We start from the raw sequence: 12840 nt of genomic DNA, 5'->3' as shown, positions 1-12840 counted from the left end.
TGAGGGGACCGCGCCCGCCCGCCACGCCAGGACCCCCGTGACCCACTCCCTCCCCCTGCACGTCACAGACGCCGACCTCGACGACCTGCGCGACCGGATCCGCCGCACGCGCTGGGTGCCGGAGTGGCCGGTCGAGCCGTGGGAGGGCGGCACGGACCAGGTGACGCTCCGCCGCCTCGCGGCCGTCTGGGTCGACGGGTTCGATTGGCGGGCGCGCGAGCGGGAGATCCGAGCCCTGCCGTGGACGGTCGCCGACCTCGACGGCACGGCGATCTCCTACCTCCGCTTCGAGGCGGAGCAGGCGGATCGCGCGGAGCAGGCGGATCGCGCTGGCAGGCTCCCGATCGTGCTCACGAACGGCTGGCCGAGCTCTGCACTGGAGATGGTCCCGCTCGCCGAGCGGCTGTCGCAGCCGTCGCGGTACGGCGGCGATCCAGCCGACGCGGTCACCGTGATCGTGCCCGCACTGCCCGGCTTCCCGTTCTCGCCGCAGCGTCCGCGGATCGACGAGCGGACGCACGAGCTCTGGCACCGGCTGATGACCCAGGAGCTGGGCTTCGCGCGGTACACGGCGCACGGCGGCGACCTCGGTGCCGGGATCACGTCGCGGCTGGCGGAGGCCCACCCGGAGGCGGTGGCGGGGATCCACCTGATGGCGGTCGCCGCACCTCGCGACCTCGACGAGGCGACGCTCACGGACGAGGAGCGCGCGCACATGGAGGAGGTGCGCGCATGGGAGTCGGCCGAGGGCGGCTACGAGCACCAGCAGCAGACGCGTCCGCTGACCCTCGCGCCCGCGCTGCAGGACTCGCCCGTGGGCCTGCTGTCGTGGATCCTCGAGAAGCACCGTGCGTGGAGCGACTGCGGCGGCGACGTCTCCCGGGCCTTCAGCGACGACCACCTGCTGACGCTGGCCTCCCTCTACTGGTTCACCGGATCCATCGGCACGTCGCTCCGCCCGTACTTCGCGTACGGCTCCGGACGCACCGCGCCTGTGGGGCGCGTGCGGGTGCCGACCGCGGTCGCCGTCTTCCCGCACGACCTCGTGCATCCGCCGCGGAGCTGGGCCGAGCGCACCTACGACGTCGTCCGGTACACGGCCATGCCGCGCGGCGGCCACTTCGCGCCGCACGAGGAGCCGGGGCTGCTGGCGGACGACATCGCGGCGTTCCTGCGGATGCTGCGGTAGGGGCCGCCGGTCAAGCGCCGGCATCCCCCAGGTGCGGCACGCCGCCCTCCGGGATGGGCCCCATGTGCCCCAGCTCGATCACGTTGCCGTCCGGATCGCGGAGCTGCCGCTGGTACATGAAGCCGAGGTCGACGGCGGGCCGCGCCTCGGATCCGCCGGCCGCGAGCCCCGCGGTCGCGCGCGCGTCGACGTCGGTGCGGCTGTCGAGCATCACCGCGGTGATCGCGGCGGCGCTCGCGGACGGATCGCCCACCGGCACCTCGAGGAACGACTGGAAGAAGTCGCGGGTCAGGAGCATGAAGGCGCTGCGGTCGGCCTCCACGACGAGGCACGCCGCATTCTCATCGCTGAAGTCCGGGTTCACGGTGCAGCCCACGGCCTCGTAGAACGCGGTCGCGCGCGGCAGGTCGGTGACGGGCAGGTTGACGAAGATCATGGGCATCGGTCTCTCCTTCGAGACGCAGGGACCGCGGATGGTGCGGATCCGCCCATGCTGGCGACGTGCGACCGGCCCCGTCAAGACGGACGGCCACCGGTCCCCCTCCGGGATCCGATGGCCGTCGTCGTGCGTGCGGCGGGTCAGCGCTTCGTGAGCGCTCCCGTCGACCAGAGCGCGAGCCCGATGAGCACCGGCTGGAAGAACAGGCGGCGGAAGCGCTTGGCGTCGGTGTCGAGGCCGAACGCGTCGCGCCTGTGGACGTACTGGGCGATGTTGCCCGGGAAGATCGCCGTGAAGAACGCGGCGGCCGCCCAGCCCGCGAGGCCGCGGCGCGAGCGCGCGAACAGCAGGGCCGAGCCGAGCGTGATCTCAGCCACGCCGGATCCGATGACGGTCACGTCCTCGGGCACCGGCAGCGACTTCGGGACCTGCGCGCGGAACTCCTCGCGCGCCACCGTGAGGTGCGAGACGCCGGCGAACGCTAGGAACGAGCCGAGCACGACGCGGGCGGCCGTGCGCGGGAAGGACCTGCGGGTGAGGCCGGCCATCAGTCGTCCGAGACCGTGACGGTGACCTCGATGTTGCCGCGGGTCGCGTTCGAGTAGGGGCAGACCTGGTGGGCCTGGTCGGCGAGCTCCTGCGCGAGGTCGTGCTCGACCCCGGGGATCACGACCTCGAGGTGCACGGCGAGCTGGTAGCCGCCCTGGCCGTTGGATCCGATGCTCACGCGGCTGCCCACGCTCGAGTCGGCGATCTTCACCTTGCGCGCGCGGGCGACGCCCTGCAGCGCGGAGTGGAAGCACGCGGCGTAGCCGGCGGCGAAGAGCTGCTCGGGGTTCGCGCCCTCGCCGGATCCGCCCATCTCCTTGGGGATGGAAAGGTCGAGCGCGAGGTCGCTGTCGCTGACGGCGACGCGGCCGTCGCGGCCGGCTCCCGTGGCGAGGGCCTCCGCGGTGTAGAGGGCGTCCATGTGGTTCCTTCCGTTCGTGGCCGCTCGTGGCAGCCGGATTCGATGAGGGGTGGATGGTGCGGATCAGGGGGTGCGGGCCGACGCGTCGGCGGGCCGCGTCGCGGGGTGCGCGAGCGCCTCGGCCGTCGCGTCCTGCATGCCCGCGGTGAGCAGGTGGAGGGTGGCCAGCAGCTGGCGCGCGCGGTCGAGGTCGAGGCCCATGCCGCGGATGATCGCCGCGGGCACGTGCGCGAGCTCGGCCCGCACGGTGCGCCCGCGCTCGGCGAGCGAGACCGTGACGACGCGCTGGTCCGCGGAGATCCGGCGGCGGGCGATGAAGCCGGCCTCCTCCATCCGCGCGAGCAGCGGCGAGAGCGTGCCCGAGTCGAGGTCGAGCTGCTGTCCGAGCTCGGTGACCGTGCGGTCGTCGCCCGACCAGAGCAGCACCAGCACGAGGTACTGCGGGTAGGTGAGGCCCCACGGCGCGAGGAGCGCGCGGTACGCCTGCGTGGTCGACCGCGACGCCGTGTAGAGCGAGAAGCACACAAGCTCGTCGGCGATGCGCGCGGGCGGCGCGGTCTCATCGGCGGGGGCGCAGGGCTCGCGATCGGTCATGCGTCGACCCTGCCACGGAACAAGGTTGTGCGCAATTCATCTCGGCCGATGCCCAGCGGACACACGCAGCCCAAGTACCCTGGAGCGACATGATCACGAGACGAGAGGCCGCGCTGCGGCTGGGCATCCCGCTGGAGATGGCCACGCGCCACGGCATCCCGGGGCGCGTACCCGAGTCCGAGATCGCCGCGATGGATGCGGATCCGCCCGCCTGGCTCGCGCAGTCCCGCGCCAACGCGACCGGCAAGCGGCCCGTCTGGGTGCAGCTGACGTGCGAGGTGTGCGGCTTCACCGAGGCCGTGCGCCCGAAGAAGTGGTGGCCGGAGTTCTCCTACCTGTCCTGCGAGCGGCACTCCCCCGACGAGCTCCCCGAGCCCGCGCTGGGCCTGGCACGCCGCGAGGTGGACGGGATCGGCAGCCGGTTCGTGGGCGTGGTGGACGAGCGGCCGTAGCGGACGTCGCCCGCGGCAGTTCTCACAGCATCCCGCCGCTCGTCCGCAGTTCTCACTCGTTCGGCCGGTCTTGACGCTCTGCGGTCCCGTGCTTCGTGAACTGCTCGGCCGAGAAGGCTACGAGGACGACGGCGTCGAAGGCCACAGAAAGAAGGAGCGACACGGCGATGACGCCTTGGTCGAGTCGCCAGACGCCCTCGAGAAGATGGAGACCGAGGACGACCAGAGCAAGCACGACGCCGACGCGAGCGAGTCGCGATATCCACGGCCGCGAATCAGCCCTGCCGAACGCCACCCCCGAGATGAGGATGACGTTCGACAGAGCGATGATCACTGAGGAAGACAGAAGAAACCCAATCTAATAAAGGTCGTCCCGAGGCCGGGCGGTATCGCGCCCGCGAGCCACGATTGACCGACGATCACGCCACGTCCGTTGAAATTGCATGCATTCCACAGAGCCGTACCCGCGATGGCCAGGGCCGCAGCGAGGCGGACCGCGAGCTGCACGTACGGATTCGGGATGTAGCTGACGAAGATGTTGGCGATGGTAGTGGCAGCCGCCCCGACGGCTAGAGCCTTAAAGACCTTCTGGTGCACGGAGTTGGGGATGAACGCGTTCCAGCCCCACCAGAAGGTCGGATCGGCGACGACCGGGAACGCCGTCGAAGCATCGACCTGCACGTTCTGGCGAAGCAAACCATCACGGACTTCGTACTCCGTCTTCACGGGCGCGCCGTTCGCGTCCACCGCCCACGCAGGGTCAACATGTCCGTACTCGATGACGACGCTCTCGCCGCTCTCGAGATCGCCGCCGGTGAACTCGGACCTGAGGAGCACAGATCCATCCGGCTGGATCACAGGCGCCACCTCCTGGGGCAGGCCGTAGTCATACGAACTCGGACCCGAAGCATCCTCGATGACGGTGCTCAGCCTGAGCCCGTCCTCGAAACCGTGGATGACAGTCGAGGCGGATCCGCCCTCGAAGACGGACGATGACGAACCGCTCTGCAGCGAAGACGCTCCCGTGGCGTTGGACGGGAGACTGATCGTCAGCCCGGTCACGTCCTGCTCACCAGGCACGGAGACGACGATGTCGGATTCGCTGTTCGACGGTATGTGGACATTCGCCCCACTCCCCGAGATCAAGCTTCCATCGGCGACGATCGTCGGCTGAACTGCTGCGCCGGGATCCGCGACCCCTACCGGCACCGATTCAGCTGCCAGCGTCCCGATTTCCAGATCTCGCTGAGACTCAGCCGATGCGATTCCCGCACCTGATGCCACCAGAGTGAGCGTGAGCGCTCCCCCTAGAGCGGTACGGAGTGATCTCTTGTACATGAGATTCCCCCTTGAACGACCCCATGTCGATTCCATGAGCGTCTCGGGGCGGTTGGTTGGGCGGCAAGTCGTTTCCTTTGCCGACTTGCGCTCGGGCCGATGAGTGAATAAGGTTCTATCTCGAATCCGCAGACCCGCTTCCATGGTCGATTATCGCGGTCGGTCCGGTCACTGGAGGCGCACGGTCGCCGAGGCTGGATCCTCGGTCGGGCCAAGCCCTGATCGTCGGGTGCCGGCTGTCCTGGCCGAGAGCAGTCGGTGCGGCTCAGGCCGCGACGCTCTCCTTGCGCGCCCCCGCGTACGCCGCCCCGCCCTCGCGCAGCGCCGGGCAGTGCTCCGGCGTCGGGTGCAGGCAGACCTCGATCACGCGCTCCAGCTCCGCGCGGGCGCGCTCGAGCTCGGCGATGGCCGCGGTGATCCGGTCGCGCTCGGAGCGCAGGAGCGCGAGCGACTCGGGCGCCGCGACGCCGGTGTCGACGCTCGGCAGCAGCTGGAGGATCGTGCGGCTCGGCAACCCCGCCGCATACAGCCGCTGGATGAGCTGCACGCGCTCGACCGCCGCCTCCGGGTAGACGCGCTGGCCGCTCGCGGTGCGCTCGGCGGGCAGGAGGCCCTGCTCCTCGTAGTACCGGAGCGCCCGCGTGCTCACGCCCGCGCGTCCCGCCACGTCGCCGATCCGCAGCATGCCGCCCTCTTCCCTCGTGCTGATGGTGGTGGTGATCCTGTCGATCCGTCGGGCGGACTTGCCCTTCACGTCGACGTCAACTCCTAGCGTAGGCCGCGCCGCACCCCGCGAACGACGCGGGCGGCAGGAGGAAGAGCACGCATGGACATCCAGGATCAGGTCGCCCTCGTCACCGGCGCCAACCGCGGCATCGGCCGCACCTTCGTCGAGGAGCTGCTCGCGCGCGGCGCCCGCAAGGTCTACGCGACCGCGCGCCGACCCGAGGCGATCGACATCCCCGGCGTCGAGGTGCTGCGCCTCGACCTCGCCGACCCCGCGTCGGTGACCGCCGCGGCCGAGGTTGCCTCCGACGTGACCCTCGTCGTCAACAACGCCGGCATCTCGACGGGCGCGGCGCTTATCACGGGCGACATGGCGGAGATCCGCCGCGAGATGGACACGCACTTCTACGGGACGCTCGGCGTGATCCGCGCCTTGGCGCCCGTGCTCGCGGCCAACGGCGGCGGCGCGATCGTCAACATCCTCTCGGCGCTGTCGTGGTTCTCGACCCCCGCCAACGGCGGCTACGCGGCGGCGAAGGCGGCCGAGTGGAACATGACGAACGCGGTGCGGCTGGAGCTCGCCGGGCAGGGCACGCTCGTGCAGGGCGTGCACCTCGGCGCGGCGGACACCGACATCATGGCCGGCTACGACGGGCCGATGATCGCCCCGCGCGACGTGGCCCGCGCGTCACTCGACAGCGTGGCCGCGGGATCCGTCGAGGTGGTCGTGGACGACTGGAGCCGCATGGTCAAGGACTCGCTGAGCGGTGACCCGGCAGCGTTCTACGAGAGGATGCGCGCGATCCTCGGCTGATCCCCGCGGCCGGACGCCGCCGCCGTCAGCCCGACGTGACCCGCACGGATCCGTCCTCGAGCACGAACTCGAGCGCCGTGCCCTCGGGGAACTCGTCGCGGAGCTCGGCCGGCATGTCGCCCGTGACCGTGAGCACGCCGCGGGCCGGGAACGACCCGGCCGCGCATCCGCCGATCGGGTTCGCGCCGCGGGCGAAGCGCGGGGCGACGACCGTGACGCACGCCTGGTCGTCCTCGGGGTTCTCCAGGCCGATCACCGTGAGGCCGTGGAACTCGCCTACGCCCGTCGCGACGTCCTGGTACAAGTCGTCCCACCGGTCGGGCACGGGCCGGTCGGGATCCAGCGCGACGGTGCCGACGTCGCGGCCCGTCATCGACGCGAGGCCGGAGGTGAGCGCGACGGTCCCGCCGACCGCGACGAGGACGGACGCGGCCCAGAGGATCGCGGTGCGGCGGCGGGATGCGGGCGCGCGGGATGCGGGGGCGCCGTCATCGTCGGCGTCGCGCTCGTCGAGGGCGGGATCCGCGGGGGCGGGAGCCACGGGGTGGGCCGCGGGCGGAGCGACGGGCGAGGCAGCGCCCGCCAGGTGCGACGCTGTGTCAGCCGCTCCGCCCTGTCGCGCCTCGAGCTCCCGCAGCCGGTCGAGCTCGGCCCCGTCGAGATCAGGGGCGGGTGCGTACGCGCGACGGCGCAGCTCCCGGAGCTCGCTGCGCTGCGCCTCGTCCATGCGCCGATCCTGTCACCGTGCGGCGCGCGCGTCCCGGCTCCCGGCCGCCCCTGTCCGCCGGGCGCACGCGCACCTACGCTCGGCCCATGCTCACCGAGACGGATCTGCGGCTCCCCGACGGCCGCACGCTGCACTGCTACGACACAGGATCCGGCGACGGCGCCGACCTCGTGGTCGTCTACCACCACGGCACCCCGAACGTCGGGCCGCCGCCCGCGCCGCTCGTCGAGGCGCCCGAGGGCCGCGGGATCCGGTGGGTGTCGTACGACCGGCCGGGGTACGGCGGGTCCACCCGGCACCCGGGCCGGACCGTCGCCGACGCGGCCTCCGACGACGCGGCCGTCGCCGACGCCCTCGGGATCGACCGGTTCGCCGTGCTCGGGCACTCGAGCGGCGCGGTGCTCGCCCTGGCCGCAGCGGCTGCCCTCCCGGACCGCGTGCTCGGCGCGCTGTGCGGGGCCGCCCTCGCGCCCGTCGAGGCGGAGGGACTCGACTGGTTCGCCGGGATGCACGCGGGCGGGGAACGCGAGCTGCGGGCCGCGGTGGCGGGGCGAGAGGCGCTCGAGGAGGAGCTGGCGGCGTCGACGTTCGACCCGGCGATGTTCACCGACGGCGACCTCCGCGCGCTGGAGACCGATTGGGCCTGGCTGAACGGGGTCGCGGCTCACGGGCTGGACGCCGGTCCCGGCGGCATGGTCGACGACGACCTGGCGCTCGTCGCCGACTGGGGCGTCGACCTGGCGGCGGTCCGCACCCCGGTGATCCTGCTGCACGGCGACGCCGACCGGATCGCACCGGTCGCCCACGCGCGCTGGCTCGCCGACCGCGTGCCGGGCGCCGAGCTCGTGATCCGCCCGGGCGACGGCCACATCGCGGTGCTGCACGGCGCCGCGGAGGCGCTCGGGCGGCTGCGCGAGCGGATCCACGCGGCCGGCTAGGCGTCCGCGTCCGCGCCCGGGTCCATCCAGAACGGCGAGTAGTGGTACCCGTCGAGGTCGTCGAACTGGCGCTGGTACATCGCGAGGTGCTCGTCGGTGTCGCCGATGCGGCCGCCGGCCGCGCGGGCCCGCTCGACGAGCGCGTCCACGGCCGCGCGGCTGTCGAGGTCGAACGAGACGTTCACCTTCGAGGGCGTGTCGGGGCCGCCGACGAGCTCCTCGACGCCGCCGACGCTCGCGTACATCTCGCGGCTGGCGAGCATGACGAACTGGTCGGGCGCGATCGCGAAGCAGGCATTGCGCGGACCGGACATGGCGTCGATCCGGGTCCAGCCGAGAGCGACGTAGAAGGCGGCCGCGCGCTCGACGTCCGCGACAGGGCAGGTGAGGAAGATGCTCATGCGGACGACCCTCGCGCGTGCGGGGCCCGTTGTCGAGAGCCGTGCGCGCGCCGGCCTGCCGGGCCTCCCGACGGCTCTCGCCGACCCGGACGGATCCGGATCGGCGAGAGGTGGAGCGGGTGGAGCGGCGCGGATCAGTGCCCGCGCGACACCCGCCGCGGCAGGGCGAACACGAGCGCGAAGGCGACGACCGCGAAGATCGCGCTGACGCCCATGGCCGAGGCCGACGCGTCGGTGAACGCCTGCGGCACCATCTGCGGGCCCTGGATCCCGGCGCCCGCGACGCCCGCGAACAGCACGCTTCCGATCACCGCGATGCCCACCGCCGAGCCGACGCGCTGCACGGTGCCGATCACGCCGGATGCCGCGCCCGCCTCGGAGGGGTCGACCGTCGCGACGATGAACTGCGCGTTCGGGGCGATGAACAGGCCGTTGCCGATGCCCGCGAGCAGCAGCGGGACGAGGAGCATCCAGCTGGTCAGATCCTCGGCCGCGGTGTTCAGCAGCACGAGCCACAGCCAGATGAGGCCGACGCTCACGAGCGCGGTGCCGATCACGAGCACGGTGCGGCCGAGGCGGTTCGTGAGGCGGTTGCTCTGCGAGGAGCCGACGATGCTGCCGATCGCGAACGGGATCGAGACGAGGCCCGACTCGAGCGCCGAGTTGCCGAGGCCCGACTGCCACAGGATCGAGACGGTGAAGAAGATGCTCGTGAAGGCCGCGAAGTAGACCATCGCGAGGATCACGCCGCCGGTGAAGGCCGGGTGCGTGAACAGGCGCGGCGGCACGAGGACGCCCTTCGAGCGCTTCGTCTGCATGACCTCCCACGCGCCGAAGAGCGCCAGGAGCACGACGCCTCCCGCGAGGGAGAGGTAGGTCCAGAGCGGCCAGCCCTGGTCCTGGCCGTCGATGAGCGGCACGAGCAGCGCGACGAGGCCGGCGCTCACGAGCAGGATGCCGACGAGGTCGACGCCCGAGGCCGCGGGTGCCGCGGCCTTCGCGGGGGCGGATCCGCCCTGCTGGGCGCCCGCGCGCTGGCCGGACTGGGCCCGCACGTCGCGCGCGACCTCCTCCGCCACGCGGCGGCTGGGGAGCAGGAAGATGGCGGCGATCACGGTGGCGACGCCGACGGGCAGGTTCACGAAGAAGACCAGGCGCCAGCCCGACTCCTCCCCCGCCGCCTGGATGATCAGGCCGCCCACGATCGGGCCGAGCGCGGAGGAGACGCCGATGACGGCGCCCATGATGGCGAACGCCTTGCCGCGCGCCTGCGGCGGGAACAGCAGCTGGATGAATGCGGTCACCGCGGGCACGAACAGGCCGCCGGCGAGCCCCTGCACCACGCGCGAGATCACGAGCTGGAGGTCGTCCTGAGCCACACCGCACGCGAGGCTGGCGAGCGTGAAGAGCGCGATGCCGGTCACGAACACCCACTTGTGCCCGTAGCGGTCGCCGAGGCGGCCGGCCGGGATGAGCGCGAGGCCGAACGCGAGCGCGTAGCCGGAGATGATCCAGCTCAGCGTCGACTCGGAGGCCTCGAGGCTCGTGCGGATGGTGGGCAGCGCCACGTTCACGATGGTCGTGTCGAGCAGCGCGATGAACATGCCGGCGAGCAGCACGATGAGCGTCTGCCATGCGCGGCGGGAGACGACGGGGGCGGCGGGCCGGCCGGCGCCGGGCGTCCCGGACGCGCCGGTGCCCCCGGCCGCCGGGCGGGCGGATGCGGTGGTGTCGGACATGGGGGTCCTTTCGTGCCGGCGCGGGCGTCGGCGGTGGTGCGAGCGGATCCGGCCGGCGAGCGCGAGAGCGGGCGACGAGGGCGCGGGACGGGGGTCGGGCGCCTCTCGTGCGGGCGGACGGCGTGCACGGAGGAGGATCCGCGGCGGTGCGGGAGAGACGGCCGGGCGGATGCGCCCGTCGGGCCAGTCTGGCACCGGTTGACCCATGCGGCCTATCCCGGTGTCCGGCCACAGCCTCCCGTCATCGGCGGGCGTTCCGTCATCCGGCGGATGCGGTGCGCGGGGCCGCGTCGATACCGTGGGCGCATGAGCGCCGCATCCGCCCCCGACAGCGTCGACCGCTTCTGGGTGCGGCCCCGGCCCGACCGCGCGGGGCTGCGGTTCGACGCGATGCTCGCCGCGGTGATGCTGGTGCTCACCACCTTCAGCGTCATGCAGTACTACGCGCTCGGCATGTTCCCCTCGCGGCCGGCGATGTGGATCATCGCCGCCTGGATCCTGCTCATGACCGCCCCTCTGGCGTTCCGCCGCCTCCAGCCCGAGGCCGTGACCCTCGTGCTCGGCGTCACGTTCGTCGTCGGCGCGGACCAGTTCGTGCCGGAGGTGCTGTTCTCGAACATCGCCATGTTCATCGCCATGTACTCGCTCGGCGCCTGGGGCCGGAACCGGATGCGGGCGAACATCACGCGCGGCATCATCGTGGTGGGCATGTTCGCGTGGCTCTTCAGCTCGCTGCTGCAGACCTCGGGGTTCTACTCGCTCGCCGGGTCGACGTTCGAGAAGGCGCCCGCCGACGCCTGGATCCCCGCCCCCGTGGCCGCGGGCCTCATCTCCATCATCACGAACCTCCTCTACTTCGGCGGGGCCTGGTACTTCGGCGACCGCGCGTGGGCGTCGGCGCGCGACCGCTGCGCGCTCGAGACGCGCACGGCCGAGCTGGCGACCGAGCGCGAGCGGGTGGCGGAGCAGGCGGTCACGATCGAGCGGGTGCGCATCGCCCGGGAGCTGCACGACGTCGTCGCGCACCACGTCTCGGTGATGGGCGTGCACGCGGGTGCGGCCCGCCGGGTCCTCGGGCGCGACGCCGACAAGGCCGCGGCCTCGCTCGGCATCGTGGAGGACAACGCGCGCAGCGCCATCGAGGAGCTGCACCGCATGCTCGTCGCGCTGCGGCAGGAGGATGACGGCACGGGATCCACCGGGCACGACGGCGCCGCCGACGACCAGACCCGCACGGCGTCCACCCGCGGCGTCGACCAGCTGCACGAGCTCGTGGCGGAGGCGTGCGGTGCGGGCCTCGCGGTCGCGTACGACGTCATCGGCACCCCGCGGCCGCTCACGCCCACGGTCGACCTCATCGTCTACCGGGTCGCGCAGGAGTCGCTCACGAACGTGCGCAAGCACGCGGGCACGGGCGCCCGCGTCGACCTCCGGCTCCGCTACCTCGACGACCGCGTCGAGGTGGAGGTCAGCGACGGCGGACCCGCGGGAGCCGCGGCGTCGGCGGCCGCGGGCCCTGTGCGGAACGGGCCGGGGGGGCTCGGCCAGCGCGGCATGCGGGAGCGCGTGGCGGCGGTGGGCGGATCCATCGAGATCGGCCCGAAGGCGCGCGGCGGCTACCTCGTGCGCGCCTCGGTGCCCACGGGGCGGGCGCCGGTCGCGCCGCCGGCGCCGATGCCCGTCCCGGTCGACGCGTCGATCCCCGCCCCGACCCCCGAGGAGACCCGCGCATGAGCACAGAGCCGACCGACCCGACCGGACCCGCCGCGCCCGCGTCCGTCCGCGTCCTCCTCGTCGACGACCAGGCGCTCGTGCGCGCCGGCATCCGCGTGATCCTCGAGAGCGAGGACGGCATCGAGGTGGTCGGCGAGGCCGCCGACGGCGAGGAGGGCGTGCGCCTCGCCGCCGCGCTCTCGCCCGACGTGATCTGCATGGACGTGCAGATGCCGCGCGTCGACGGCCTCGAGGCCACGCGCCGCATCGTCGCCGACCCGGAGATCACCGCGAGCGTCCTCATGCTCACCACGTTCGACCGCGAGGACTACCTCTTCACCGCGCTGGATGCGGGCGCGAGCGGGTTCGTGCTGAAGAGCGCGTCGCCGGAGTCGCTCGTGGAGGCCGTGCACGTGATCGCGCGCGGCGACGCCCTGCTCTCGCCCGACGTCACGCGCCGGGTCATCGAGCGCTTCGGCCGCGGATCCGCCGACGCCGCCTCCACCGCGCCGATCCCCACGATCCCGACCGACCCGCGCGTCGCCACCCTCACCGATCGCGAGCTCGAGGTGCTGCGCCTCCTCGCCGAGGGGCTCGCCAACGCCGAGATCGCCGAGCGCCTCTACCTCGGCGAGGCCACCGTGAAGACGCACGTGTCCCGCCTCCTGCTCAAGCTCGGCGTGCGGGACCGCGTGCAGGCCGTCGTGTTCGCGTACGAGCGCGGGATCGTGGTGCCGGGGGCGAGCTGATCGCCGCCGGCGCACGCGCATGCCACCCATCGCCATGCGGGTCGCGCCGCA

16 protein-coding genes are annotated in these 12840 nt (G+C 72.7%); 6 read left to right on the top strand and 10 right to left on the bottom strand.

Features of this window, described 5'->3' with window-relative positions; genetic code table 11:
• The first annotated feature begins 37 nt into the window (after positions 1-37).
• Entirely contained in the window at positions 38-1189 is a 1152-nt protein-coding gene (locus FGD68_RS04175; protein WP_119372284.1) for an epoxide hydrolase family protein, read from the top strand.
• Positions 1190-1199: 10 nt separating this feature from the next.
• Here FGD68_RS04175 and FGD68_RS04170 read toward each other — a convergent pair whose 3' ends face one another.
• The 4 genes from FGD68_RS04170 to FGD68_RS04155 form a co-directional block, all read right to left on the bottom strand.
• A complete protein-coding gene (locus FGD68_RS04170; protein WP_119372285.1) occupies positions 1200-1631 on the bottom strand; it encodes a VOC family protein in 432 nt (143 codons plus the stop codon).
• Between the two features lie 137 nt (positions 1632-1768).
• The gene (locus FGD68_RS04165; RefSeq protein WP_119372286.1) at positions 1769-2176 is read right to left on the bottom strand and encodes a DoxX family protein; all 408 of its coding nucleotides are present in this window, start codon (positions 2174-2176) and stop codon (positions 1769-1771) included.
• Positions 2176-2598, bottom strand: coding sequence for an organic hydroperoxide resistance protein (locus tag FGD68_RS04160; protein WP_119372287.1), 423 nt, complete (start codon positions 2596-2598; stop codon positions 2176-2178). The genes FGD68_RS04165 and FGD68_RS04160 overlap by 1 nt, the downstream gene beginning before the upstream one ends.
• A 63-nt stretch (positions 2599-2661) precedes the next feature.
• A complete protein-coding gene (locus FGD68_RS04155; protein WP_119372288.1) occupies positions 2662-3192 on the bottom strand; it encodes a MarR family winged helix-turn-helix transcriptional regulator in 531 nt (176 codons plus the stop codon).
• A gap of 89 nt (positions 3193-3281) precedes the next feature.
• Here FGD68_RS04155 and FGD68_RS04150 point away from each other — a divergent pair, with 89 nt between their 5' ends.
• Positions 3282-3644, top strand: a complete 363-nt coding sequence (locus FGD68_RS04150; protein WP_104235861.1) for a hypothetical protein — start codon at positions 3282-3284, stop codon at positions 3642-3644.
• 52 nt (positions 3645-3696) lie between these two features.
• On the opposite strand, the gene FGD68_RS04145 is transcribed toward FGD68_RS04150, so the two are convergent.
• The 3 genes from FGD68_RS04145 to FGD68_RS04135 all read right to left on the bottom strand — a co-directional run bounded on the left by FGD68_RS04145 (position 3697) and on the right by FGD68_RS04135 (position 5736).
• Positions 3697-3978: a hypothetical protein gene (locus FGD68_RS04145; protein ID WP_104235860.1), complete on the bottom strand. Its 282-nt coding sequence runs from the start codon at positions 3976-3978 to the stop codon at positions 3697-3699.
• Entirely contained in the window at positions 3975-4928 is a 954-nt protein-coding gene (locus FGD68_RS04140; protein ID WP_146079880.1) for a hypothetical protein, read from the bottom strand. Before FGD68_RS04140 ends, FGD68_RS04145 begins: the two co-directional genes overlap by 4 nt.
• A gap of 319 nt (positions 4929-5247) precedes the next feature.
• Entirely contained in the window at positions 5248-5736 is a 489-nt protein-coding gene (locus FGD68_RS04135; RefSeq protein WP_390610622.1) for a MerR family transcriptional regulator, read from the bottom strand.
• 72 nt (positions 5737-5808) lie between these two features.
• Here FGD68_RS04135 and FGD68_RS04130 point away from each other — a divergent pair, with 72 nt between their 5' ends.
• The gene (locus FGD68_RS04130; RefSeq protein ID WP_119372289.1) at positions 5809-6522 is read left to right on the top strand and encodes an SDR family oxidoreductase; all 714 of its coding nucleotides are present in this window, start codon (positions 5809-5811) and stop codon (positions 6520-6522) included.
• Positions 6523-6547: 25 nt separating this feature from the next.
• On the opposite strand, the gene FGD68_RS04125 is transcribed toward FGD68_RS04130, so the two are convergent.
• The gene (locus FGD68_RS04125; RefSeq protein WP_119372290.1) at positions 6548-7249 is read right to left on the bottom strand and encodes a hypothetical protein; all 702 of its coding nucleotides are present in this window, start codon (positions 7247-7249) and stop codon (positions 6548-6550) included.
• An 86-nt stretch (positions 7250-7335) separates the two neighbouring features.
• Here FGD68_RS04125 and FGD68_RS04120 point away from each other — a divergent pair, with 86 nt between their 5' ends.
• Positions 7336-8187 carry an alpha/beta fold hydrolase gene (locus FGD68_RS04120; protein WP_237609814.1) on the top strand — a complete coding sequence of 284 codons (852 nt, stop codon included), beginning with the start codon at positions 7336-7338 and terminating at the stop codon, positions 8185-8187.
• Here the strand turns inward: FGD68_RS04120 and FGD68_RS04115 are convergent.
• Positions 8184-8588: a VOC family protein gene (locus FGD68_RS04115; protein WP_119373753.1), complete on the bottom strand. Its 405-nt coding sequence runs from the start codon at positions 8586-8588 to the stop codon at positions 8184-8186. The two genes, FGD68_RS04120 and FGD68_RS04115, sit on opposite strands and share 4 nt — an antisense overlap.
• A 134-nt stretch (positions 8589-8722) precedes the next feature.
• A complete protein-coding gene (locus FGD68_RS04110) occupies positions 8723-10327 on the bottom strand; it encodes an MFS transporter (protein WP_237609813.1) in 1605 nt (534 codons plus the stop codon).
• 306 nt (positions 10328-10633) lie between these two features.
• Between FGD68_RS04110 and FGD68_RS04105 the strand changes: the two genes are divergently transcribed.
• Together FGD68_RS04105 and FGD68_RS04100 are read left to right on the top strand one after the other, a co-directional pair.
• The gene (locus tag FGD68_RS04105; protein WP_237609812.1) at positions 10634-12061 is read left to right on the top strand and encodes a sensor histidine kinase; all 1428 of its coding nucleotides are present in this window, start codon (positions 10634-10636) and stop codon (positions 12059-12061) included.
• On the top strand, positions 12058-12789 hold the full coding sequence (locus tag FGD68_RS04100; protein WP_119373601.1) for a response regulator: 732 nt from the start codon (positions 12058-12060) through the stop codon (positions 12787-12789). The genes FGD68_RS04105 and FGD68_RS04100 overlap by 4 nt, the downstream gene beginning before the upstream one ends.
• Positions 12790-12840 lie beyond the last annotated feature (51 nt).

The organism is Clavibacter californiensis (assembly GCF_021952865.1).
Classification (GTDB): Bacteria; Actinomycetota; Actinomycetes; order Actinomycetales; family Microbacteriaceae; genus Clavibacter; species Clavibacter californiensis.
Note: the sequence above shows the minus strand (reverse complement) of the source record. Positions and strands in the feature narration are given on the sequence as shown.

Bases quoted from the DNA above. Each gene is read 5' to 3' on its own strand.
- FGD68_RS04170 (WP_119372285.1), bottom strand. From the start codon at position 1,631: ATGCCCATGATCTTCGTCAACCTGCCCGTCACCGACCTGCCGCGCGCG.
- FGD68_RS04165 (WP_119372286.1), bottom strand. From the start codon at position 2,176: ATGGCCGGCCTCACCCGCAGGTCCTTCCCGCGCACGGCCGCCCGCGTC.
- FGD68_RS04160 (WP_119372287.1), bottom strand. From the start codon at position 2,598: ATGGACGCCCTCTACACCGCGGAGGCCCTCGCCACGGGAGCCGGCCGC.
- FGD68_RS04155 (WP_119372288.1), bottom strand. From the start codon at position 3,192: ATGACCGATCGCGAGCCCTGCGCCCCCGCCGATGAGACCGCGCCGCCC.
- FGD68_RS04150 (WP_104235861.1), top strand. From the start codon at position 3,282: ATGATCACGAGACGAGAGGCCGCGCTGCGGCTGGGCATCCCGCTGGAG.
- FGD68_RS04130 (WP_119372289.1), top strand. From the start codon at position 5,809: ATGGACATCCAGGATCAGGTCGCCCTCGTCACCGGCGCCAACCGCGGC.
- FGD68_RS04125 (WP_119372290.1), bottom strand. From the start codon at position 7,249: ATGGACGAGGCGCAGCGCAGCGAGCTCCGGGAGCTGCGCCGTCGCGCG.
- FGD68_RS04120 (WP_237609814.1), top strand. From the start codon at position 7,336: ATGCTCACCGAGACGGATCTGCGGCTCCCCGACGGCCGCACGCTGCAC.
- FGD68_RS04115 (WP_119373753.1), bottom strand. From the start codon at position 8,588: ATGAGCATCTTCCTCACCTGCCCTGTCGCGGACGTCGAGCGCGCGGCC.
- FGD68_RS04110 (WP_237609813.1), bottom strand. From the start codon at position 10,327: ATGTCCGACACCACCGCATCCGCCCGCCCGGCGGCCGGGGGCACCGGC.
- FGD68_RS04105 (WP_237609812.1), top strand. From the start codon at position 10,634: ATGAGCGCCGCATCCGCCCCCGACAGCGTCGACCGCTTCTGGGTGCGG.
- FGD68_RS04100 (WP_119373601.1), top strand. From the start codon at position 12,058: ATGAGCACAGAGCCGACCGACCCGACCGGACCCGCCGCGCCCGCGTCC.